We start from the raw sequence: 24017 nt of genomic DNA, 5'->3' as shown, positions 1-24017 counted from the left end.
GCAACTAATGAGTTTTGAACTAGCCAAATACCCGACACTGGCGCTGGCGGAGAATCCTGAAGAACTCCGTTCGCTCCCAAAAGAGAGCCTGCCTAAGCTCTGTGACGAACTTCGCCAATATTTGCTGTCCAGCGTCAGCCAGTCTAGCGGACATTTTGCCTCTGGCCTGGGTACGGTAGAACTGACCGTTGCGATGCATTACGTCTATAACACGCCCTTCGATCAGCTGGTGTGGGACGTTGGCCATCAGGCTTATCCGCACAAGATACTGACCGGCCGCCGTGACAAAATTTCCACTATCCGTCAGAAAGGTGGGTTGCACCCCTTCCCGTGGCGCGGTGAAAGTGAATTCGATACCCTTTCTGTCGGCCACTCTTCAACGTCAATCAGTGCTGGCCTAGGTATGGCCGTTGCGGCTGAGCGCGAAGGTAAAGGTCGCCGCACGATCTGCGTGATTGGCGACGGCGCCATCACCGCCGGTATGGCTTTCGAAGCCATGAACCATGCAGGGGATATCAAGTCCGATATGCTGGTTGTGCTCAACGACAATGAAATGTCGATCTCCGAAAACGTTGGCGCGCTGAATAATCATCTGGCGCAGCTGCTCTCCGGCCAACTTTATTCGCGCCTGCGTGAAGGCGGTAAGAAAGTGCTGTCTGGTATTCCCCCAATTAAAGAGCTGGTACGCCGTACCGAAGAGCATCTCAAAGGCATGATGGTGCCGGGTACGCTATTTGAGGAGCTTGGCTTTAATTATATTGGTCCGGTTGACGGCCATGACGTATTGGCTCTGGTGCAGATGCTGAAAAACATGCGCGATCTAAAAGGACCGCAGCTGTTACACATTATGACCAAGAAAGGCAAAGGCTACGCGCCCGCTGAAAAAGATCCGATCAGCTGGCACGCCGTGCCGAAATTTGATCCGGCTCTGGGGACGCTACCAAAAAGCAAAGAAGGTTTGCCAACCTACTCGAAGATCTTCGGCGACTGGTTGTGTGAGACTGCCGCCAAAGATAGCAAGCTGATGGCGGTAACCCCGGCTATGCGCGAAGGTTCTGGCATGGTGCGTTTCTCGCGCGAATATCCGCAGCAATATTTTGACGTTGCCATTGCCGAGCAGCACGCGGTGACGTTTGCCGCCGGTCTGGCCATTGGCGGCTATAAGCCGGTTGTTGCTATTTACTCGACATTCCTGCAACGCGCTTATGATCAGCTGATCCACGATGTGGCGATCCAAAACCTGCCGGTATTGTTTGCCATTGACCGGGGTGGGATCGTCGGTGCCGACGGCCAGACCCATCAGGGTGCATTTGATCTGTCGTTCATGCGCTGTATCCCGAATATGATCATCATGACGCCGAGCGATGAAAACGAATGCCGCCAGATGTTGCACACCGGTTATCACTATCAGGGGGGGCCGGTTGCGGTGCGCTACCCGCGCGGCAGTGGAACTGGCGCAACGTGCGAACCTCTGGCTTCTCTGCCAATGGGTAAAGGTATTGTGCGGCGCGAAGGCGAAAAAATCGCTATTCTCAATTTTGGTACTTTACTGCCCGAAGCGCAAAAGGTGGCTGAGAAGCTTAACGCAACGCTGGTCGATATGCGTTTCGTGAAACCTCTTGATGACGCGCTGGTGCTAGAGCTGGCGGCCAGCCATGACGTGCTGGTGACGCTGGAGGAGAATGCCATCATGGGCGGTGCAGGCAGCGGCGTAAACGAGCTGTTGATGTCAAAACGTATGAGGGTGACGGTACTTAATATTGGCCTGCCGGATCATTTCGTTTCTCAGGGAACGCAGGATGAAATTCGTACTGACTTAGGCTTAGATGCCGCCGGTATTGAGCGTCAAATCACCGATGGGTTAGCCTGACTTAACTGACTGACCTCATTAGAAAAAACCTCTGTCAGCAGGCAGTGGTTTTTTCATCTTCTCTTTCCTCATTCACCACTTTTTTTTACCGTGAACTACAGTTATAGCGTGCTAAGCATTTAACTTTTCACTGATGAGAATAAAAACCAGGAGGAATGATGCAATTTACTACCCTCGGGAAAACCGATCTTAAGGTGTCACGTCTGTGTCTCGGCTGTATGACTTTTGGTGAGCCCGATCGCGGGACTCACGCCTGGACGCTCCCAGAAGAGAGTAGCCGTCCGATAATCAAACAAGCCCTCGATACCGGTATTAACTTCTTTGATACTGCCAACAGCTATTCCGACGGCAGCAGCGAAGAGATTGTGGGGCGTGCCCTGCGAGATTTCGCCCAGCGCGACAAAATTGTCGTCGCGACGAAAGTGTATAACGCGGTAACCGGTCTCAAGCCTGGCCTGTCTCGCGCTTCCATCATGCAGTCCATCGATGACAGCCTGACACGCCTCGGTATGGACTATGTTGACCTGCTGCAAATCCACCGTTGGGATTATGAGACGCCGATAGAGGAAACGCTGGAAGCGCTCAATGACGTAGTGAAAGCCGGGAAAGCACGCTATATCGGAGCCTCCTCCATGCATGCTCACCAGTTTAAACAGGCGCTGGAAGCCTCAACGCAAAACGGCTGGGCGCGTTTTGTTTCGATGCAAGATCAATACAACCTGATCCAGCGTGAAGAGGAAAATGAGATGTACCCGCTTTGTCTGCATGAAGATATCGCCGTGTTGCCCTGGAGTCCGCTGGCGCGCGGTAAATTAACTCGTCCATGGGGAGAAACGACGGCCCGTTCGGTCTCAGACAAATTTGCCAGCCAACTCTATGACGCCACCGAAACCGCCGATGCAAAAATCGCTGAACGTGTTGCAAAAGTCGCAGAAGATCACAACGTGCCCCGCGCTCAGATAGCGCTGGCCTGGCTACTCGCTAAGCCGGTAGTGACGGCCCCTATAGTTGGAGCTTCACGCGCCGAGCATCTTAATGACGCAATTGCGGCATTGCAGGTAAAACTGTCTATGGAAGAGATCGCCGAACTGGAAATGGCCTACCAGCCACACGCGGAGACCGGTTTCCAATAACCGGTTTCAACCGGCTATAAATAAAAAAACGCTGAACGTAAAACGTCCGCGTTTTTTTTATTTATCATCTGGCGGAGATCAGAACAAACCGAGCGGCCAGTGATGGCCAATAAGAAAGATAATCCCCGCGGCGATAATACCGGCTACCACATCATCAATCATAATTCCCATACCGCCCTGAACATTGCGGTCAAACCAGCGGATCGGCCAGGGTTTCCAGATATCCAGAATGCGGAAAATCACGAAACCGGCTAGCACCCACTGCCAGTCATTGGTCGGTAAGGCCATCAGGGTGATCCACATCCCAACGAACTCGTCCCAAACAATACTGCCGTGATCGTGCACGCGCATATCTCTGGCGGTTTGACGACAGAGATATACGCCGATGCAGATACTGAACATCACCACCAGCGAATATACCTGCCATGGCAGATAGGTCAGCAGTATCCAGAAAGGAATAGCCGCAATGGAACCCGCTGTGCCCGGGCCGACAGGGAACAGACCGCTGCCAAAACCGGTGGCCAGTAAATGCCACGGATTGCGTAAATTTAGACGTTTTTTCGCCGCGGCCATGTCCTGAACATGGTCGCCGGTTTTACCTTTGTAATTCGCCGGTCGTTTTTTATGGCCGATAGGCTTTGGTTCGTTCGTCACAAGGTTTCTCCTGCAGCAAAGTGATCAAATCCGTGCCAGTCCAGTTCAACCGATGCGCCTGAACGCATAAGTTTCACACCTTCGGAAAGCGGAGCTATCTGGCCAATACAGGTAAAATCGACGCCCAGATGGCTCAGCGCCACATCCAGCGCGCCACGGTTGATTTCCGGAACGGTAAAGCAGAGTTCGTAATCTTCACCCCCGGTCAGCGCCCATTTCAAAGCCTGCTCTTTGTCCACACTGGCGAGCAGGGCGTCTGATAACGGCAGCGCGTCGAGATCAAGCCGTGCGCCACAGCCGCTGGCGGTAAGAATATGCTGCAGATCTGCAATCAGCCCATCAGATATATCAATGGCAGAAGTGGCGAGATCGCGCAGTGCCTGACCCTGCAGAATGCGCGGCATTGGGCGCAGATGACGTTGCAAAAGGTTTTGACGGTGCTGTGCATTGCTGACTTCTAACTGATCGAGCAAAATCGCCAGACCGCCAGCACTGTCGCCCAAGGACCCGGTGACGAAGATCCAGTCGCCAACGCGGGCCCCTGCACGCGTGAGTGCGCGATCCATGGGAATGAGCCCTTGAATAGTAAGGGTCATGCTTAGCGGACCGCGGGTAGTATCACCGCCAATCAGCTGCATACCGTAATAGTTTAATTGTTCAAACAGGCTGTCACTGAAGGCTTCGAGCCAGTCAGTGTTAACGTCGGGTAAGGTCAGCGCCAGAGAAACCCAGGCAGGGTCAGCGCCCATAGCAGCCAGATCGCTAAGGTTCACCGCCAGCGCCTTGTAGCCAAGGTCTGCCGGATCAATTGTCTTGAGAAAATGGATGCCTTCTACCAGGGTATCGGTGCTTACTGCCAATAACTGCTTTTCTGCGACAGTCAGCAGGGCGCAATCGTCGCCAATGCCTAACTGTACGTCCCGGCGTGTTGTTCGATACCGGTTAAAATAGCGCGCTATTAAATCAAATTCGCCGCATGCCATAGTACAATTCCAGGTCGTGTGACCCAAATCATTCAGGATGCTTGATGCCAACACATCGGCAACCTGAAGAATGAGGGGGAGATAGAATGAATTAAGGCCGGATATCCGGCCTTAACAGGTAGTCAATGCCAATGTTAAACGATGTAGTGTCTCATCATTATCAACGAACAGTGTGACTAACAGACTCTTCAGTTACTTCTTAGTACGAATATGTGGGCCGGCTTTGTCCAACACGCCGTTCACAAACTTGTGACTGTCTTCTGCGCCGAAGGTTTTCGCCAGTTCGATCGCTTCATTGATAGCCACTTTATACGGGACATCCTGACGTTTGCTTAACTCGAACAGCGCCAGACGCAAAATCGCTCTTTCCACCTGACCGAGTTCTTCGAGTTGACGGGAGAGATACGGAGCCATCAGTGCATCAAGTTTCTCAGCATGGGTGGCAACACCGGTCAGCAACTCGCGGAAATAGGTGATGTCGACATCTTTGACATCCTGCTCAGTCAGGAATTCTAATTCAACATCGGCGATGTCATTTTTCGACAACTGCCAGGAGTAAATTGCCTGTACGGCACATTCACGGGCGCGGCGACGAGCAGCAGGTTTCACGGATTTCCCCTTAACTAGATTCAGGCCTTAATAGCCTTGATAACATTAATCATTTCAAGCGCGGTCAGAGCTGCTTCAGCACCTTTATTACCGGCTTTTGTCCCTGCACGTTCAATGGCTTGTTCAATACTTTCAGTCGTTAACACACCAAACGCAACCGGGATCTCGCTGCTCATGGCAACGCTGGATAGGCCAGAGCTACATTCACCTGCAACGAATTCGAAATGGGCAGTGCCCCCACGGATGACGGTACCCAGTGCGATCACGGCGTCGTATTTGCCGGTGTTCGCCAGTGCACGGGTAGCCAAAGGCAGTTCATAAGCGCCTGGGACCCATACCACAGTGATGTTGTCGTCGCTAACTTGACCAATTCGTTTCAAGGCATCGATCGCGCCTGAAAGCAGGCTGTCGTTGATGAAATTGTTGAAACGGGCAATAGCGATTGCTACGCGCGCGTTCGGCGTTGCTACAACACCTTCGATAACGTTCATAGGTTTTCCTTTAATTGGGTTCAAGAGTATAGCTTTTAACAACCCCAGCCTGGCCCAGCCGTAGGGGGGCGGATTCTATCATATTATTCCCATGTCTGGACATGCGATTTATGAACCCATGCCAGACAGGAGGATATTGCATACGGTGACATACCTGTCTGTTAAAGATTAGGCATCACGTTAGTTCGACGGTCTCAGACGCAGGCGTAAATCAGACCCAACCTGACGTACATCGCTGAAGGTGAATTCTGGCGCATCGCGGAGGCTTTGCAAGCCAGGGAGCATACAGAGCGCCCGCCCGCTGTCCCCGAGTAATTTCGGTGCCATATACACGATCAGCTCATCAACCAGACCAGCCTGCAGGAGGGCACCCGCAAGTTGGGCACCGGCTTCAACCCAAATAGAATTCACCTGACGCTTAGCCAGCATCATCATCATCAGGACCACATCGACACGGTTGTCACGCCCTGGAACCACCCATTGTTGAGTCGATTCAGGCCAGCTTAATGCATCAGCCTGCAAACGTGCCAGCCACGTATCACCCGGCTGATTGATCAGCTTATGCTGGGGTGTCACGCGGTTTTTGCTGTCTAAAATAATGCGTAGTGGTTGGCGCAGATTTTCGTGCGGATAAATACTCTGGGTGCCGCTGTCGAGTTCGTTCCAACGGACATTCAGGGAAGGGTCATCTGCCAGCACCGTGGCGCTGGAGCTGAGGATCGCCGAACTCTGGGCACGAAAACGCTGCACGTCAGCACGAGCAGCAGCAGAGGTTATCCACTGACTTTCACCGGAGGCCATCGCAGTACGCCCATCAAGCGAGGTTGCCATTTTCAATTGTACATAAGGGAAACCCGTACGCATGCGCTTGAGGAAGCCAAGATTTAACGCTTCTGCCTCGCTGTGCATCAGCCCGTGACTAACGTCAATACCTGCCTGTTTGAGACGGTAAAGTCCGCGTCCCGCCACTTCCGGGTTAGGGTCCTGCATTGAGGCCACAACCCGCGTGACGCCCGCAGCGACTAACGCATCAGCACAAGGGGGCGTGCGGCCATGATGGCTGCAAGGTTCTAGTGTGACGAAAGCGGTGGCACCTTGCGCCCGGTCACCCGCCATGCGCAATGCATGGACTTCGGCATGAGGTTCACCCGCGCGCAGATGGTAACCTTCGCCCACAATCTCTCCATCGCGAACAAGCACACATCCGACATTAGGATTGGGCGTCGTTGTGAAACGACCACGTCGCGCGAGTTCAAACGCGCGCGCCATGTATTTCTCATCTGTATGTAGCTGTTCAGCGGGCATAACGGTCCTCAATCCTGCAGGCGAGCAATTTCTTCGCCGAATTCGCGGATATCTTCAAAACTGCGGTAAACCGAAGCAAACCGAATGTATGCGACTTTATCCAGCCCTTTGAGTGCATCCATCACCAGATTACCAATCATTTTAGCGGGGACTTCGCGCTCGCCAGTAGCGCGCAGTTGCGACTTAATATGGCTGATAGCCGTTTCAACATCATCAGAACTGACCGGCCGCTTTTCCAACGCTTTCAGGAAACCGCTGCGCAGCTTATCTTCATTGAAGGGTTCACGAACCTCATTACTTTTAATGACCCGCGGCATCACCAATTCAGCCACTTCAAACGTAGTGAAGCGTTCATGACATACCAGACATTGGCGACGACGCCGGACTTGTGATCCATCACCGACCAGGCGGGAATCGATGACTTTCGTATCAACAGCAGCACAAAATGGGCAATGCATAGCACTTCCTGATGGCAGACCCGATTGGCCCCTAGTTTAGCGCGAAGTGGCACGACAACAAAGGCTGTCGCTACTTTGGCTGGCATTGGGTTAAACTTAGCCACCCGTAAGAGTGGCTATAAGGGCATCCCCCTCAGCCGCAGTATGAATTTTGATGCCCTGACGGACGAATGGTAATAGGGCGGAAGAAAAGGAACTCACTGAAATGAAAAGATATTTACGCACAACCATCACCGTTTCGGCCCTGCTGACACTGGCAGGCTGTGCTCAGGAAAATCCGCAGTTACCTGAACTTAAATCCGAAGTTGGTCAGTTGAATCAGAAATTAGGCCGTCTGACTGATTTAGCCAGCGCACTAGAGCAACAAACGACATTAAACCGTCAGTCTACCGACGGCTTGTACCTTCTTCCGGCAGCCAAAAGTGCAGCGGTGCTTAAAAGCGAGATTGGTGTAATTAGCGTTTATCTGACCAATCTGGTTCCCGATGTCAACGGCGTTCAGGGCATTCTGCATATTAAAAATACCTCCGGCCAACCATTGCCGATGTTCACGGCATCGCTCGACTGGGGACAGTTGGATCCGGTAACGGGTAAGCCTTTAACCGTGGATATGCAGACGCAGAACCTCATCAGTTCGCCAACTCTCTTGCCGAGCGCGGAGCAAACGCTCGACGTCAATTTCCATAATATTCGCATTGAAACACTGGGCTTCATCCGCTTGCATCATATTGTCGGGCCCGAGGTTGCCCAGCAAGCGGCGGTAACCGCTAAATAAACCTTTTTTACGAGGGTTTATATACGTAAAAAGAGCAGGCAATTATTCCCGTGCACCTTCATCGGTAAAATTATATATCCCCGGTGACATCACCAACTGCGCCGCGATTTCGGCCGCCTTGGACCTGCCGAGCAGCAGCTCGATCAATTTAAGGGTAAATTCCATTGCGCTGCCCGGCCCCTGGCTGGTCAGCAGATTGACGCGCGGATCGTGCATGACACGCCGATCGGACCATTTTGACGGTGAAATTTTATCTTTCAGCGTAGGAAAGCCGGTCATATTGGCCATCGGGAACAGGCCATGATACTCCAGTACCAGCGCCGGGGCTGCACAGATAGCTGCCACAATTTTTCCGGCAAAATGCGTCTGACGAACCGTTTCGACCAGTAACGGGCTGTCTCGAAAACATTCGGCACCTTTAATACCACCAGGCAAAACAATGGCATCAAAATAATCGTCAGCCACGTCAACGAGTGCGGCGTCTGCCAGAATACGTACTCCGCGCGAACAGCGGATCTCCAGATTGCCGTCACCCGCGACGCTGGCTGTCGTTACAGTGACACCAGCACGTACCAGTAAATCGATGGCGGTTACCGCCTCTATTTCTTCGCTACCAGGTGCCAGGCAGACCAGAACCGAAACGCTCATAGTCATTTTCCTTTCTTTTAATCAGCTCAAATAAACGGGTATTCACCGGCACAGAGAGGCCGTGCTTGCGCGCTCGGCGAATAATATAACCCGTAATATAGTCAATTTCGGTATGACGTTGATTACGAATGTCCTGCAACATTGACGAGTGATTGGCCGAGGTGGTATCGATCACCTGATAAACATAGCTCAGCAGAGACTCCGCATGAGTCTGATAACCTTCAATGGCCATAACGTCAGCAACTTCAGCGCAGATTTTTTCGATTTCAGTCGAATACGCAATAAGCTCGCCATTGGTACAGTCGTGCACCGCGGTAAGCGGGTTAATCACGCAATTAACCGCCAGTTTATTCCACAGAGAAGGGTAGATGTTATCGTGCCAGGCGACGTCAGGCAGGGCGTTATGCAGAGTATCGGCTAAATGGCTTGCCGCTGCACCGCGCACAGAGGCGGGGCCAATATGTGTTACGCCGCCGGCTACATGGATAATTGAATTGCCTTCGTGGCGTGCGGCATGGGTTGTTGCACCTTGTAAAATAGGGAAACGGTTAGCCGGTAACTCTTCTACCGTGCCCATGCCGTTGTGCAGTAGCAGCAAGGTGCAATTGGCATTGAGCATAGGCATTAATGCGGCGACTGCGCCTGAAACCTGCCACGCTTTCAGCGTGACCAGCAGCAGTTCGCTTTCAGCTAAATGTTGCGGATCATTGGTTGGAAGGTTGCGGTTAAAGGCGTCGCCATCGGGCGTAATAACGTTAACCGCAACAAAGGGTTGTGTAATACGGATCCAACCCTGAACATCATGACCTTGCTTATACAGGGCTGAAAGCCAAAGTTGTCCTAATGCACCGCAGCCAAGTACTGTGATCTTCATTATTCCTCCTGAGCAATTGAATCGAATGCACTCAGTAAATCGAATGTAGTGTTATTTATTTGTTATTTATTTGTATTTTCTAGTATAGCTGTTTGTGCAGTGTGTCACATTTTATTGGGGTTTTATTGTCTCTTTTGGCTTCTACCTGCAAATCGTTGCGGCTTGTTTTTGGCATCAAAGGGCGAAGACGGTATTATGCACACCATCAAACGACTTATCATCATAACGACATGGGTTAATGTCCCAGGGAGAAGCGATTATGCCGTCATTCGACATTGTTTCCGAAATTGACATGCAGGAAGTCCGCAACGCGGTCGACAATGCCAGCCGTGAACTGACTACCCGTTGGGATTTCCGCAACGTTTCTGCCAGCTTCGAGCTGAATGAAAAGGATGAATCTATTAAAGCTGCCAGCGAATCTGATTTTCAGGTTAGTCAACTGATTGATATATTGCGAGAAAAGCTGGCTAAGCGCGGGATTGAGGGTGGGTCGCTGGATGTGCCTGAGCAGATGGAGCACAGCGGTAAAACCTACAGTGTTACAGCCAAGCTGCATTCAGGTATTGAAGCTATGCTTGCCAAGAAGATCGTTAAACTGATCAAAGACAGCAAAATCAAAGTACAGGCGCAGGTTCAGGGTGAGGAAGTTCGCGTGACAGGCAAAGCGCGCGACGATTTGCAGGCAGTGATGGCGCTGGTGCGCGGTGGTGATCTGGGCCAGCCGTTCCAGTTTAAAAACTTCCGTGACTAATAGCCGTCGTTCTTTGAGCTGCAGATGCGTTGGCTGCGCTTAGTTACCCGAATCACTTATTGATGTAAGCGCATTGGGTTCCTTCGCTGGCGCCTTTCTGTAACTCAAATTACTTGGCTATGCGGTGATATAAAGAAGCGTAGGGACGTTTATCACGTCCCTTTTTTTGATTTTTATTTTTTCTGTTGCAGCCTTCTTACCAGTTCGAAATCTTTAAAGTAGATCGGTTTATCATATTGCATCGACAAGTTTCCGGCGATCCCAGTCAGGATAGACATCGCTCCGGCGCGGTGATCGGCGGCACGTTTTAACGGATCTTTTTTCCGTTCGCCGAACAAATCGTCGAGCATCGCGTTATCGCCACCGCCGTGACCGCCTTCACCTAAGGTAAATTCAGCCTGCCATGCTTCGGAAAACAGCGGATACACCATGATCTTAGCCTCTTCCAGACTGCCTTCGTTTTCGCGCTTACCGCCCGCGTTAACGTAAGACATCTCAACGATTTTCATTTCTATACGGCCTTTGGTGCCGTTGAACACCACGTTCAAGCCTTCCCACGGTAGATACGCATTTAGCGAATAGGTCAACTGAACTTTGTTCTGATATTTCACCAGTACTGAGAGCGTATCTTCAATATTTATTCCGTCGCTGAAAACGCTCTGGTCGCGGAAATAGTTATCTTCGTGTTCGGCATCCAGATACAGCGCTTTAAGCTGGGCGTTGTCTGCCATGTGCAGTGCAAACGGATCGTTCTCCGCTTGCGGATAGCCATGTGTGCGCGGATAAAATTCCCTGATGCCGCGCTTCTCGGCATTTTCTTTGCCGTAAAAACGCAGATCGCCCTGTGCATAGACTTTTTCCGGCGTACTGTTAAGCCAGAAGTTCATTAAATCAAAGTGATGTGTGGATTTATGCACCAGCAGACCACCGGCGTTACGCTTTTCGCGGTGCCAGCGGCGGAAGTAGTCTGCGCCGTGCTCGGTGTTCAGCAGCCATTCAAAATGTACGGAAAGGACTTCGCCGATAGTTTCCTGCTGGAGGAGTTCGCGGATTTTGCTGTGATGTGGTGCATAACGGTAATTAAAGGCGACGCGGACCTGATAGCCGGTGGTATCTACTGCATCAAGAATGCGTAATGCACGGTTTTCATCGATGGTCATCGGTTTTTCGGTGATCACATCGCAACCGGCATGCAGAGCACGGACGATATAATCGTCGTGCGTGCGATCCATGCTGGTGACAATGACAATATCCGGTTTCGTTTCTTCGAGCATTGAATTGAAGTCAGCGGCCTTCCAGGTGGAAACCGGCGCCATGTCATTATGCTTTAGTTGCTGATTCGCATAATCCATTCGCGTCTGATTGGTGTCACAGAAGGCCACAAATTTTGCATTGTGGCGGTACTTACCGGTGATCGCTTCAATGTATAAACCTGAGCGTCCGCCTGTTCCAACTAAAGCATACGTTTTCATGAGATCCTCAAAAGGCGCGCAAGCCATCATCGCTGACAAAATTTTGTTAAGGAATTCTTGAGGATAATGATTGAGGGAAATTTTTAAGTGAGGGATGTCACAACGGGGAGGATGAAATTAAAAAGCCGTGTCATTTTAAATGGCACAGCTTTTTGACTAAAATCAAGCAGCGCTAACCAACAATTCTAACGCTTTACGGTTAGTCTGCTTGGTATCGACTTTCACGTAAGCACTCAATTCCTCCGGAACGACAACGGCTTCCGCAACGCCCGGCTGTGCCAGAAGGCGCGCCTGAAGGGCTGAATCTTTCACTGCCAGTTCAGACAGCGTAATACGTAAGCTGCTGACATACGGTGGCTCGTTCATGGTTGAACTTACTATCAACCACACCACGGCAATGGCCGCGCAGACCATGAATACTGCACCTGCACCGGCTACACCATAGATATAACCCCCGAGACTGCCGCCAATGGCAACGCCGATAAACTGGCTGGTGGAGTAAATGCCCATCGCCGTCCCTTTGTAACCAGCAGGGGATTCTTTGCTGATAAGCGATGGCAAAATCGCTTCCATCACGTTAAAGGCCAGGAAGAACAGTTGAATACCGGCAATCACTACCCAGAAATGCAAACCGGCATACCACAACACGAGTTCAGCCAGCAGGAGAACCGCCACGCACCCCATGAAAACCTGCTTCATGTGACGTTTTTTCTCAGCATAGATGATGACCGGAATAACAGCGACGAACGACACCAACATGGTAACCAGATAGACGCGCCAGTGTTCGCTGGGAGGGAAGCCCGCGTGCTCCATCACCTGTGGCAGCACCACGAAACTCGACATCAGCAGGATGTGCAAACACATAATGCCAAAGTTTAATTTCAGCAGTTTACCGTTGGAGAGTACTTTGCCAAAGCCGCCTTTAACCATGCTCGACTCACGGTTGAGTAGATGTGTTGCAGGCGAGGGGACCACCAACAGCGTGATAACAATAGCGACTAATGTTAGTGCCGTAATCGCCCAGAACAGAGCGTGTAATCCCCAGGCATGGGTGATGATGGGGCCGAGCACCATGGCAATCGCGAAGGTCACTCCAAAACTGATGCCGATAAACGCCATCGCTTTGGTGCGGTTTTGTTCGCGCGTCAGGTCAGAAAGCAATGCCATTACGGCGGCGGCAATCGCTCCGGAACCTTGCATCGCACGGCCAATGATCACTCCCCAGATTGAGTCTGTGGAGGCGGCCACTACGCTGCCGATGCAGAAGATAATTAGCCCAAAGACGATCAGCGGTTTGCGGCCCACGCGGTCAGAAAGCAGGCCGAAAGGAATTTGAAAGACGGCCTGAGCCAGTCCATAGATGCCAATCGCAATGCCGATAAGGGTTTCGGTGGCACCGGACAGCGCCATACCGTAAGTGGTCAGGACGGGCAGAACCATAAACATGCCGAGCATGCGTAATGAGAAAACGGTTCCTAGTCCCCATGTCGCCCGGCTTTCCAGTGGGGTCATTTGGTTATCGTTCACATGACTACCTCAAAATTACAATCCGACATTGTAGTGCTTTTAGCCAGTTTGGGTAAAACGATGGATCTTTAGTAGATATTACGGTCATTAGCGTCGGCGCAGGAAAAGAAAAGGCCAGTATTGCTACTGGCCTTTACGTGTGCTGGTAATCGAAGTGAATGACAGCGCGTTTAACTCACCGTTCAGGTCACCAAACGTTGGTTAACATTGATGTTGGCGCTGAATTGAAATCAACAGACATCATGAAACTTAACGACATAATCGTGATGATTGAGAAGCCAAACAGCTTTCTCGCCCAGACGATGTCGTTCTCGGCTTTGTAACCTTTCAGTGCCATACCCAGCCACCAAATACTCACTGCGCCAGCCACGATCAGGTATTTATAGCCTGCGTAACCGCTCAGTGTCAGCATCAACGTGGCAATCATAAATGCCAGGATATAGACAGTAATATGGTGCTTGGCGACGGAAATACCTTTCACCACCGGCAGAACCGGGATACCCGCAGCCTGATAATCTTTAAAGCGGAAGATGGCAATCGCGTACGAGTGAGGCATCTGCCACAGGCTGAAGATCAGCAGCAGGATTAGCGCGCCCATATCGAACTGGCCGGTGACGGCACAGTAACCAATGACCGGAGGCGCTGCGCCTGACAAGCTGCCGACTAGCGTGCCGTAAACCGATTTGCGTTTCATGTACAGGCTGTAAACGCCGACATAAATCACGAAGCCCATCACTGCCAGCCACATCGCCAGCGGATTGGCACCGAGGTACAGCAGCGCAAAGCCCACAATACCCAGAATGGTCGCGTAAACCAGGGTCGTTTTAGGCGGAATAAGCCCCATCACCAGTACACGGTTTTTCGTTCTTTCCATGATCCGGTCGATGTCGCGATCGATGAAGTTGTTGAATACACAACCCGAGGCAACGACCAGCGAAACACCCACCAGAGTGGAGAGAAAGAGTGGGAAATCGATGCTGCCTTTGGCAGCAAGGAGGAATCCCCCGATGACAGAAATTAAGTTGCCGAAAATAATTCCTGGTTTCGTTACTTGCAGGTATTGCTTAATCATCACATGCAGCTCGGCTCTTTAACTGACCATCATATTGATGTTGAGGTTATACATAATCCACAATGACCCCACAACAACGATAAAGATAATCACAGCGGTGAACAGGAACGCCACCAGGTTCCAGCGTGCTTCCGACGCAGTACTTAAGTGCAGGAAGAATACCAGATGGACGACGATCTGAATGACCGCAGATGCTACCACGGTGCCAACGATCAACGAATGCGAAGCCGTGTCGCTCATCACCATGGCAAACGGGATAACCGTCAGGATAACTGACAGAATGAAGCCAATTAGATATGACTTCACGCTGCCGTGGCTTGCGCCGCCATGGGAAGTTACAGAATGACTCATCCCAATACCCCCATCAGATATACAACGGTAAACACACAGATCCAGACTACGTCCAGGAAGTGCCAGAACAGACTCAGACACATCAGACGCGTTTGGTTAACAGCGGTTAGACCACGGCGGCTGACCTGAATCATCATTACCGCGATCCAGATCAGACCACAAGTTACGTGGATACCGTGAGTGGCAACCAGTGCAAAGAAGCCTGACAGGAAACCACTGCGGTCTGGTCCATAGCCTTCTTTAATCAGATGATGGAATTCATACAATTCCATACAGATGAAGCCTAAACCGAACAGGAAGGTCAGAAACAGCCAGCCATTAACGGCTTTAACGCTGCCTTTCGACATGCCCAGCATCGCCATGCCGTAAGTGATACTACTGAACAGCAGGAAGAAGGTTTCAACCAAAACGAACGGCAGTTCGAAAATGTCTTTACCTGTCGGGCCGCCTGCGGTTCCGTGCACCAAGACTGCATATGTTGCGAACAAACTCGCAAACAGGATGCAGTCACTCATCAGGTAGATCCAGAAGCCGAAGACTTTGGTTTCACCTGCATCATGGTGCCCATGCTCTGCATGGGCTGTGTCGTGGTTAGTCAGGGTATCAGTTGCCATGTTTCACGCCTGCTTTGCTGATTTGTTCAAAATGCTGCTTCTCAATACGTTCGACTTCTTCAACCGACACGTAGTAATCAACATCTTCATCGAAGCTTTTTGCAATCCAGGATACAGCGATGCCGATGAAGGTCACGAGCGCCAACCACCAGATGTCCCAGATTAATGCGAAACCGCAGACCAGGCTGAGCATGGCGATAACGAAACCCATGCCGCTATTGCGTGGCATATGAATTTTTTCATATTTCGCTGGTTTAACATAAGCTTCGCCTTTCTCTTTCATGTCCCAGAAGGCATCGCGGTCGTGGACTTGCGGCACGATAGCGAAGTTGTAGAACGGAGGAGGAGAAGAGGTAGACCATTCCAGAGTACGTGCACCCCATGGATCACCGGTCAGATCACGGTTTTGCTCGCGGTCACGAACACTCACGAAGATCATGATCAACTGACACAGGATACCCATTGCAATCAACGCTGCGCCACAAGCTGCAACGACCAGCAACGGGTGGAACTCAGGGTCGATATTCTGGCTGAGACGACGTGTCATGCCCATGAAGCCCAGAATATAGAGCGGCATGAAGGCAACGAAGAAGCCTATGATCCAGCACCAGAATGAGCGCACACCCCATTTCTCATTCAGCGTGAAGCCGAAGGATTTCGGGAACCAGTAAGTCAGACCCGCGAAGCAACCGAACACCACACCACCAATGATTACGTTATGGAAGTGGGCAATCAGGAACAAGCTGTTGTGCAGCACGAAGTCTGCGCCCGGAACTGCCAGCAGAACACCGGTCATACCACCGACAGAGAAGGTGATGATGAAACCGACGGTCCACAACATCGCTGCGTTCAGCGTGATGCGCCCCTGGTACATGGTGAACAGCCAGTTGAAGATTTTTACCCCGGTCGGGATAGAAATGATCATCGTCATGATGCCGAAGAAGGCATTGACGTTGGCGCCTGAACCCATGGTGAAGAAGTGGTGTAGCCAAACAACGAATGACAGCACGGTAATGGCGATGGTCGCCCACACCAGTGAGGTATAACCGAACAGACGTTTTTTGGAGAAGGTCGCGGTAACTTCCGAGAACACACCAAATACGGGCAGAACCAGGATATACACTTCCGGATGGCCCCAGGCCCAAATCAGGTTGATGTACATCATCATGTTGCCGCCCATATCATTGGTAAAGAAATGGGTGCCCAGATAGCGATCCAGGGTTAGCAACGCAACGGTCACAGTCAGAATTGGGAATGACACGATAATCAGGACGTTGGTACAAAGTGCAGCCCAGGTAAATACCGGCATTTTCATTAGCGGCATACCAGGTGCACGCATCTTGAGGATGGTGGCGAAGAAGTTAACACCGGTCAGCAAGGTACCAATACCGGATATCTGTAGACTCCATATCCAGTAGTCGACCCCGACACCAGGACTGTACTCCTTACCTGACAACGGAGGGTAGGCCAGCCAGCCGGTCTGTGCGAATTCGCCAACACCCAAAGAGATGTTGATCAGAATCACAGCGGCAGCGGTGAACCAGAAACTGATATTGTTCAGGAACGGGAACGCAACGTCGCGAGCACCGATTTGTAACGGCACAACCACGTTCATCAGACCGATAACGAAAGGCATCGCCATGAAGAAAATCATGATAACGCCGTGCGCGGTAAATATCTGGTCGTAGTGATGAGGCGGCAGGAAGCCAGGTTCGCCTGCGGAAGCAAGCACTTGCTGGCTACGCATCATGATGGCATCGGCAAAGCCACGCAGAAGCATGACAAAGGCAACGACGATGTACATGATACCAATTTTTTTGTGGTCGACTGAGGTCAGCCATTCGGTCCACAAATATTTCCATTTACCGAAATAGGTAATACCGGCCACAACAGCCAAACCACCAAGAATTATCGCGGCAACGGTGACCATGACAATCGGTTCATGAAACGGAACCGAATCAAGCGTTAATTTTCCGAACATCGTTTATTCCTCGGCTCCGGCTGCGTGAGCATGATCGCCCATGTCCATGCCTTTCATGTCAGTGCCTGCTGGCATTGGCATTGTCTGGCCTTTATGCATGTTCATATCACCCATAAATTTGCCAATGATCTCTTTGAACAAATCAGGTTTTACGCTGGCGAAATATTCAACTGGGTTGTCAATACTTTGAGCAGCCAGTTTGTTGAAGTCGTCAGTGGTTGCCAGCTGCTTTGGTGAAGTCTTCACTTTTGCAACCCAAGCGTCGAAATCGTCACGGGTTGGGGTCGCAATTGCGTTGAACTTCATACCAGAGAAACCGCGGCCACTGTAGCTTGCCGAGATGCCTTTATAGGTACCCGCTTCATTTGCAATCAAATGCAACTGAGTTTGCATACCGGCCATTGCGTAAATCTGTCCGCCTAACTGAGGAATAAAGAACGAGTTCATGACAGAGTCAGAGGTGACTTTGAACTGAACCGGGACATCTTTAGGAATAGCCAATTCGTTAACAGTGGCGATGCCCTGTTCTGGATAAATGAACAACCATTTCCAGTCCAGAGAAACGACTTCAATCGTGATCGGTTTTTGGTCTGATACGATAGGCTTGAACGGATCAAGCGAGTGAGTGGTTTTCCAGGTTATCGTTGCCAGGATGGCAATAATGATAATCGGGACGGTCCAAACCACAGCTTCGATTTTATTAGAATGGGACCAGTTCGGGCTGTACTTAGCATTTGTGTTAGAAGCACGATACTTCCAGGCAAACGCAAAGGCCATGATAATAACTGGTATAACCACGATCAGCATTAATCCGATGGCGGTCAGTATCAGCGTTCTCTGCTCAAGTCCAATTGCTCCTTTGGGATCCATCAATGCCGTATTGCAGCCGCTTAACATTAACGCAGATACAAATAAGGACAACATCCCAATACTTTTATTGTATTTCTTAAGTCTCATCTAACGACCTCAATAAACTAGGGCTCTATTGTCGCTCCATGTGTGCGGGCATTTTACGGGAACGTTGCAGTACTGTAAACACGCTTAAGGAAGTGTCAGCATGCCGTTGCCACATTATGTTAACGAAGTCACAGATGTCACGCAGAGTGATAATTTCTCAATGTCAACAATATGTTGCAGTGGGCGATTTTACTATGGTGAGCAAAAACAACGTATAGCAGTCAGGAAGGATATTTAACGCGAAGTGTAATGGTTTGGATAAGTTTAATTAATGTTAATACAATGTATTAATATGGTGAATTTTAAAAAACAAGCCAGGTAAAAAAAAAGTGTATTTGAAAAATAATGTAACTCATTAAATATTACTTATTGCGGAAAACTTATCGTAGCGCAGGGAAATTTTCCGTAATTTACTATTCTGATAACAATACTAAATTCCGTAAGTTAGCGTTAAATCGGCTCAAAATCTCTCCAGTGGCTCAACAAGCTACATCAGGCCAGACTTTGATTTACACAGCAATGACACACATTCCTAAAATTTAACCAAACGGATGTCAAACCGCCTTCTGGCGTCGCAACGCCAGAAAATCTAAGGTGCTACCGAGCACGATCCCGGTCAAACAAATCAAGGCACCGGCTTCAACCAAGTACTGTGGAAGCATACTCCAGTTTGTCCACCCTAATCCGTTACTCATCAAAATGACCAGCCAGGTTGCCAGCAATAAACAGCCAGCCAACAGTAAACGCAGCGCCAGACGATAGCTGCTGGCAAAATCGACGCGCGGTAAGAATAGGTCGGTCTTTTGGGTGTATTCCAGTGTCTGGCGGCAAATGGCCAGCAGAATTAAGCCAGGAATCGCGGCGACGATAGAAAACAGGTAGAACAGCGGCCAGCCGTGGGCTTCAACAAACCATCCGGCAATAGGGCCAACATAGACCCGGCCGACCGCAGAAAGTGCAGAAAGCAGAGCAAACTGGGTGGCTGAGAAAGAACGGTTACACAACGTCATCAGCAGGGCGACAAAGGCCGCCGTTCCCATACCGCCGCACAGATTTTCGAAAAATATCGCCGTGCCCATTGAATAGAGGTGTTTGTCGGTAACGGCTAAAATCCAGTATCCGGCATTTGAGACGCCCTGCAAAATGCCAAAAATCATCAGAGCGCGGAACAAACTCAGGCGCTGCATAAGCATACCGCCGTAAAGTGCGCCAATGATGGTCGCCAGCAAGCCAAGGGTCTTATTCACCAACCCGACTTCACCGGCATCAAAACCGACGCCGCGAATCAGAAATGTGGTACTCAGACTACCAGCAAAAGCATCGCCCATTTTGTACATGACGATCAAAAGCAGAATCAGCCAGGCGTTATTACGCCCGAAAAAGTCTTTCAGGGGAGCGATGACGGCGATTTCGATCGTGCGCGGCGCGGGTTCGTTGATATCTGGCTCTGGGGCCATAATAGTGGCGACAACACCAATCAGCATCAGCCCAGCCATCAGCCAGTACATATGTTGCCAGCCAAGATAACGATCGGCTATCCACAGCGCGAGGCCGCCGGACACCAGCATCGCCAGCCGATAACCTAGTACCGATATCGCGGCACCACTTCCTCGCTCCGCCGCAGGCAGTAAGTCAGTTTTGTAGGCATCAAAAACAATATCCTGTGAAGCTGATACAAATGCGATCAGCACTGCCAGTGCGGCAAGCCAGAACAGCTCTTTGGATGGATCCATGAAACCCATGGCAAAAATAGCAGCGACCAGACACAGTTGCGTAAGAATTAGCCATCCCCGGCGGCGACCGAAGAAAGACGGAGTGTAGCGGTCCATCATCGGCGACCAGAGAAATTTAAAAACGTAAGCCTGACCAACCAGAGAGAAGATACCAATGGTTCTTAAATCGACGTCTTCCACCGTCATCCAGGCCTGAAGCGTACCGGATGTTAAGGCGAGCGGTAAGCCGGACGCAAAACCCAACAGCAGAAGGATAAGAGTGTTGCGTTGTGAGAAAATTTTGAAGTACTGACTTACCATGAAAATATGTTCCCGAAGACCGGTGAAAGAGTGGCACATCGGCATAATAAAGGATGCGGGGAGATAATAAAGGAGGGATTAGCGCAACGCGAAATTTCAGCGTGGGGTGATGTCCCCCTTCTGCCCGACAGCGCCGGGCAGAAGGGGGACATCAGCAAAAAACGGCAGAATTATCGGGCATTAGCCTTGATGAAATTGCTGATGCTGGTGTCCTGCGCCATATCATTGATGACATCACCCAGTGTGCTGTTAACCGCATTGGTGATTTTGCTGTTGGTAGCGGTAAGCGCTCCCTGAACATTGTAGGTCGAGCGGTAGTTCTTGACCTGTTTGTTACCATTTTTCGCGGTAGCAATAATGGAAATGTCTGCCTTGGTGGTGATGTTGTAACGCAAATTGCCTTCCTGAACGTCAGCGAACAAATTGTTGACGACGATTTGCAGGTCTACTGCGCCATCTGCACCAATCATATAACCCCGTGCGGTCATCTGTTTTTCCAGGGACTCTTGCAGGAGGAAACGCAGATCGCGTGAAGGCGTCAGGGAGACTAACTGCCCGTCACGGTTAACTTTAGCCAGCGCCTGATCCTGACGCTGATCGGCACCGTTAATACTGATGGTTATGCCTTGCAGGGTAGGATCCTGCGTTGGCAAAGAAATTTTTGGTGAAATATTCAGTGTGTTAGAGCTGGTGGCACAACCGGCTAGCATCAATAGTGCGAGCACGGGAAAAATGATTTTTTTCAACATGTTAATTTCTCAATGAATGCATCTGATTCAAAATGCAAAATGGGACGGGTTACGTAAAGTTTGCACATCATAACATCGCCTTTTTATGGGGGAAGCCCTGAGTGTATGGAAAAACAACATTTGCCTACATTTACATCTAACTAAGTTCACCAAACTGACTCATTGATATTGATTGATTTCATCCAGCCGGCGGAATGATGGCTAAATATCATTGGGTAAGACAAACTGATTGCCTTTTTTATCAATCACCGCAGAAATTTTGTTTCTGTAACATACTAATAAGTCACAAAGCCGCTATCCTTATTATGTGACGGATGTTCCAGTAAGGGCGCAGTTCTCTGCTAAAGCGGTGTAAGGAGATTGCTATGATTCGCGAGCAAATAGAAGCAAAATTAGTTGCAGCGTTTGAACCTGCGTACCTGGAAGTGACTGATGAGAGTTATCGTCATAATGTACCTGCAGGTTCAGAGAGCCATTTCAAGGTGGTATTGGTGTCCGACAAGTTTATGGGTGAGCGTTTCTTGTCTCGTCATCGCGCTATCTACGGCGAGTTGTCTGCTGAACTTGCAGGCAGCGTTCACGCTCTGGCGCTGCATACTTACACGCAAAAGGAGTGGGAAGGTTTGCAGGATACTGTCCCTTCCTCGCCGCCATGTCGCGGTGCCGGAACTTTGGCCTAAAAAGTCTGATCTGAAAATTCCGGATCTCATTCGCAAAAACCACAAAGATCTGGGTATCACGTGGGACTTTCTCCACAAGATGCGGTATTAGTAGCAGCGAATTTCGAAACGGCCCGCGGGCCGTTTCTGTTTTTAGTCGTGAAAGATAACCGACTGGCAGGCGACAGGGGTGTTTAAGCCTTTACATCGGCTACGTTTCCGAGGGATCGACCGTGAAGTGATTTTTCCTCCCACGCAGTAGATTACCGTCCTCGACTCGCAGACTATGCGCCGCTATAATGTCGCGTCTTATTTTTCCGGAATGGTTTCGGGACGCTTTCGAATACAGGGCTACGTCCTTATAGAGGACTGTCCCGGTTCTTAGAAGTCGTTTTCAAGGTAAGTTCGTTCTTTTCCACGCTTCTCATCTTGAGAACGACTTCTGGAGTTGACCGAGCACTGTAATTTTTTTGAGGTAACAAGATGCAAGTTTCTGTTGAAACCACTCAAGGCCTTGGGCGCCGTGTAACGATTACTGTTCCTGCTGACAGCATTGAAAAAGCAGTGAGCAGCGAACTGGTCAACGTATCTAAAAAAGTACGTATTGACGGCTTCCGTAAAGGCAAAGTACCAAAACATATCATCGAGCAGCGTTACGGTGCTTCTGTTCGTCAGGACGTTCTGGGTGATCTGATGCAGCGCAACTTCGTTGACGCCATCATCAAAGAAAAAATCAATCCAGCTGGCGCACCTAACTATGTGCCGGGTGAATACAAGCTGGGCGAAGATTTCAACTACACCGTTGAATTCGAAGTGTACCCAGAAGTTGAGCTGAAAGATCTGGAAAACATCGAAGTTGAGAAACCAGTCGTTGAAGTTAACGATGCCGATGTTGACACCATGCTGGAAACTCTGCGCAAGCAACAAGCTGACTGGAAAGAAACTGACGCTGCTGTAACAGCAGAAGATCGCGTCACTGTTGATTTCTCCGGTTCTATCGACGGTGAAGAATTCGAGGGCGGCAAAGCCTCTGATTTCGTTCTGGCGATGGGCCAGGGCCGCATGATCCCAGGCTTCGAAGACGGTCTGTTGGGTCACAAAGCCGGTGAAGAATTTACTATCGACGTAAACTTCCCAGAAGATTACCACGCTGAAAATCTGAAAGGTAAATCGGCTAAATTCGCCATTACCCTGAAGAAAGTTGAAGAGCGTGAACTGCCAGAACTGACGTCTGAATTCATTAAACGTTTCGGTGTTGCTGATGGTTCTATTGAAGGTTTGCGTGCTGAAGTGCGTAAAAACATGGAACGTGAGCTGAAAGGTGCTGTCCGTAACCGCATCAAAACTCAGGCAATCGACGGTCTGGTTAACGCCAACGACATCGACGTTCCAGCTGCGCTGATTGACGGTGAAGTTGACGTTCTGCGTCGTCAGGCTGCACAACGTTTTGGCGGCGACGAAAAGCAAGCGCTGGAATTACCGCGCGAACTGTTCGAAGAGCAAGCTAAACGTCGCGTAGTTGTTGGTTTGCTGTTGGGTGAAGTGATCAGCCAGCACGAACTTAAAGCTGACGAAGAACGCGTTAAAGCGTTGATCGAAGAAATGGCTTCTGCGTACGAAGATCCATCTGAAGTTGTTGAGTTCTACAGCAAAAATAAAGAGCTGATGAACAACATGCGTAACGTCGCGCTGGAAGAACAAGCGGTCGAGACGCTGTTGTCTAAAGCGAAAGTGACTGAGAAAGCCACTACCTTTACTGAACTGATGAACCAGACGCAACCTGCATAATAGATAGTGCACGTTGTTGGATTTTCATAAGCTCAGAATAAAAGCCCGCAGTTTTTACTGCGGGCTTTTTTATGTTCAAAACATGACATTTTTCTTTTTTGCTATTGTTTTTGCACTATATTTACGCAGGTGAGTTAAATTAAACGTATGTGGGACCGCTGCTGACAAGATGAGGAGTGAGTGGTGTTTTTCGCAGAGCAGGGTGAACAAAATGTGTCTCCCGCGAAAAGAAATCCCGCTACGGGCTTGAAAAAGGGTGCTTA

23 protein-coding genes are annotated in these 24017 nt (G+C 50.2%); 6 read left to right on the top strand and 17 right to left on the bottom strand.

The window, feature by feature from the left end:
* Positions 1-7: 7 nt before the first annotated feature.
* The gene (gene dxs, locus ACMV8I_RS09320; RefSeq protein WP_498864943.1) at positions 8-1870 is read left to right on the top strand and encodes a 1-deoxy-D-xylulose-5-phosphate synthase; all 1863 of its coding nucleotides are present in this window, start codon (positions 8-10) and stop codon (positions 1868-1870) included.
* A 158-nt stretch (positions 1871-2028) separates the two neighbouring features.
* Positions 2029-3003 (top strand): aldo/keto reductase, encoded by a 975-nt coding sequence (locus ACMV8I_RS09315; protein ID WP_498864942.1) that lies wholly within the window; start codon positions 2029-2031, stop codon positions 3001-3003.
* 78 nt (positions 3004-3081) lie between these two features.
* Here the strand turns inward: ACMV8I_RS09315 and pgpA are convergent, their stop codons facing one another.
* The 6 genes from pgpA to nrdR form a co-directional block, all read right to left on the bottom strand.
* Entirely contained in the window at positions 3082-3576 is a 495-nt protein-coding gene (pgpA, locus tag ACMV8I_RS09310) for a phosphatidylglycerophosphatase A (protein ID WP_498865028.1), read from the bottom strand.
* 77 nt (positions 3577-3653) lie between these two features.
* Entirely contained in the window at positions 3654-4640 is a 987-nt protein-coding gene (gene thiL / locus ACMV8I_RS09305) for a thiamine-phosphate kinase (RefSeq protein WP_498864941.1), read from the bottom strand.
* Between the two features lie 192 nt (positions 4641-4832).
* The gene (gene nusB / locus ACMV8I_RS09300; protein ID WP_497231325.1) at positions 4833-5249 is read right to left on the bottom strand and encodes a transcription antitermination factor NusB; all 417 of its coding nucleotides are present in this window, start codon (positions 5247-5249) and stop codon (positions 4833-4835) included.
* Between the two features lie 20 nt (positions 5250-5269).
* Positions 5270-5740, bottom strand: coding sequence for a 6,7-dimethyl-8-ribityllumazine synthase (gene ribH, locus ACMV8I_RS09295; protein ID WP_188474345.1), 471 nt, complete (start codon positions 5738-5740; stop codon positions 5270-5272).
* A 180-nt stretch (positions 5741-5920) separates the two neighbouring features.
* Complete coding sequence (gene ribD, locus ACMV8I_RS09290) at positions 5921-7045, bottom strand: bifunctional diaminohydroxyphosphoribosylaminopyrimidine deaminase/5-amino-6-(5-phosphoribosylamino)uracil reductase RibD (protein WP_498864940.1); 1125 nt, start codon at positions 7043-7045, stop codon at positions 5921-5923.
* Positions 7046-7053: 8 nt separating this feature from the next.
* On the bottom strand, positions 7054-7503 hold the full coding sequence (gene nrdR / locus ACMV8I_RS09285; RefSeq protein WP_498864939.1) for a transcriptional regulator NrdR: 450 nt from the start codon (positions 7501-7503) through the stop codon (positions 7054-7056).
* A 205-nt stretch (positions 7504-7708) separates the two neighbouring features.
* On the opposite strand from nrdR, the gene ACMV8I_RS09280 reads away from it, so the two are divergent.
* A complete protein-coding gene (locus ACMV8I_RS09280; RefSeq protein ID WP_498864938.1) occupies positions 7709-8278 on the top strand; it encodes a DUF3251 domain-containing protein in 570 nt (189 codons plus the stop codon).
* A gap of 42 nt (positions 8279-8320) precedes the next feature.
* Here ACMV8I_RS09280 and yajL read toward each other — a convergent pair whose 3' ends face one another.
* Both yajL and panE read right to left on the bottom strand, forming a co-directional pair.
* Complete coding sequence (yajL, locus tag ACMV8I_RS09275; RefSeq protein ID WP_498864937.1) at positions 8321-8926, bottom strand: protein deglycase YajL; 606 nt, start codon at positions 8924-8926, stop codon at positions 8321-8323.
* On the bottom strand, positions 8889-9800 hold the full coding sequence (gene panE, locus ACMV8I_RS09270) for a 2-dehydropantoate 2-reductase (RefSeq protein ID WP_498864936.1): 912 nt from the start codon (positions 9798-9800) through the stop codon (positions 8889-8891). The genes yajL and panE overlap by 38 nt, the downstream gene beginning before the upstream one ends.
* A 259-nt stretch (positions 9801-10059) precedes the next feature.
* Between panE and ACMV8I_RS09265 the strand changes: the two genes are divergently transcribed.
* Positions 10060-10551 (top strand): YajQ family cyclic di-GMP-binding protein, encoded by a 492-nt coding sequence (locus ACMV8I_RS09265; RefSeq protein ID WP_498864935.1) that lies wholly within the window; start codon positions 10060-10062, stop codon positions 10549-10551.
* 173 nt (positions 10552-10724) lie between these two features.
* Here the strand turns inward: ACMV8I_RS09265 and ACMV8I_RS09260 are convergent, their stop codons facing one another.
* The 9 genes from ACMV8I_RS09260 to ACMV8I_RS09220 form a co-directional block, all read right to left on the bottom strand.
* Positions 10725-12023, bottom strand: a complete 1299-nt coding sequence (locus ACMV8I_RS09260) for a Gfo/Idh/MocA family protein (RefSeq protein ID WP_498864934.1) — start codon at positions 12021-12023, stop codon at positions 10725-10727.
* 162 nt (positions 12024-12185) lie between these two features.
* Entirely contained in the window at positions 12186-13550 is a 1365-nt protein-coding gene (locus ACMV8I_RS09255) for an MFS transporter (RefSeq protein ID WP_498864933.1), read from the bottom strand.
* A 187-nt stretch (positions 13551-13737) separates the two neighbouring features.
* On the bottom strand, positions 13738-14622 hold the full coding sequence (gene cyoE / locus ACMV8I_RS09250; RefSeq protein WP_498864932.1) for a heme o synthase: 885 nt from the start codon (positions 14620-14622) through the stop codon (positions 13738-13740).
* Positions 14623-14640: 18 nt separating this feature from the next.
* Positions 14641-14973, bottom strand: coding sequence for a cytochrome o ubiquinol oxidase subunit IV (locus ACMV8I_RS09245; protein ID WP_498864931.1), 333 nt, complete (start codon positions 14971-14973; stop codon positions 14641-14643).
* Positions 14970-15587 carry a cytochrome o ubiquinol oxidase subunit III gene (locus tag ACMV8I_RS09240; RefSeq protein ID WP_498864930.1) on the bottom strand — a complete coding sequence of 206 codons (618 nt, stop codon included), beginning with the start codon at positions 15585-15587 and terminating at the stop codon, positions 14970-14972. The genes ACMV8I_RS09245 and ACMV8I_RS09240 overlap by 4 nt, the downstream gene beginning before the upstream one ends.
* On the bottom strand, positions 15577-17568 hold the full coding sequence (cyoB, locus tag ACMV8I_RS09235; RefSeq protein ID WP_498864929.1) for a cytochrome o ubiquinol oxidase subunit I: 1992 nt from the start codon (positions 17566-17568) through the stop codon (positions 15577-15579). Before cyoB ends, ACMV8I_RS09240 begins: the two co-directional genes overlap by 11 nt.
* Positions 17569-17571: 3 nt before the next feature.
* The gene (gene cyoA, locus ACMV8I_RS09230; RefSeq protein ID WP_498864928.1) at positions 17572-18525 is read right to left on the bottom strand and encodes a cytochrome o ubiquinol oxidase subunit II; all 954 of its coding nucleotides are present in this window, start codon (positions 18523-18525) and stop codon (positions 17572-17574) included.
* A gap of 554 nt (positions 18526-19079) precedes the next feature.
* The gene (ampG, locus tag ACMV8I_RS09225; protein ID WP_498864927.1) at positions 19080-20558 is read right to left on the bottom strand and encodes a muropeptide MFS transporter AmpG; all 1479 of its coding nucleotides are present in this window, start codon (positions 20556-20558) and stop codon (positions 19080-19082) included.
* Between the two features lie 170 nt (positions 20559-20728).
* On the bottom strand, positions 20729-21307 hold the full coding sequence (locus ACMV8I_RS09220) for a lipoprotein (protein ID WP_498864926.1): 579 nt from the start codon (positions 21305-21307) through the stop codon (positions 20729-20731).
* A gap of 365 nt (positions 21308-21672) precedes the next feature.
* Here ACMV8I_RS09220 and bolA point away from each other — a divergent pair, with 365 nt between their 5' ends.
* Both bolA and tig read left to right on the top strand, forming a co-directional pair.
* Positions 21673-21987 (top strand): transcriptional regulator BolA, encoded by a 315-nt coding sequence (gene bolA, locus ACMV8I_RS09215; protein ID WP_498864925.1) that lies wholly within the window; start codon positions 21673-21675, stop codon positions 21985-21987.
* Positions 21988-22449: 462 nt separating this feature from the next.
* Positions 22450-23754, top strand: a complete 1305-nt coding sequence (gene tig, locus ACMV8I_RS09210; RefSeq protein WP_498864924.1) for a trigger factor — start codon at positions 22450-22452, stop codon at positions 23752-23754.
* The last annotated feature ends 263 nt before the right edge of the window (positions 23755-24017 follow it).

Origin of the sequence: Ewingella sp. S1.OA.A_B6 (assembly GCF_049889095.1) — a bacterium.
In the GTDB taxonomy this organism is placed as follows: domain Bacteria; phylum Pseudomonadota; class Gammaproteobacteria; order Enterobacterales; family Enterobacteriaceae; genus Ewingella.
Note: the sequence above shows the minus strand (reverse complement) of the source record. Positions and strands in the feature narration are given on the sequence as shown.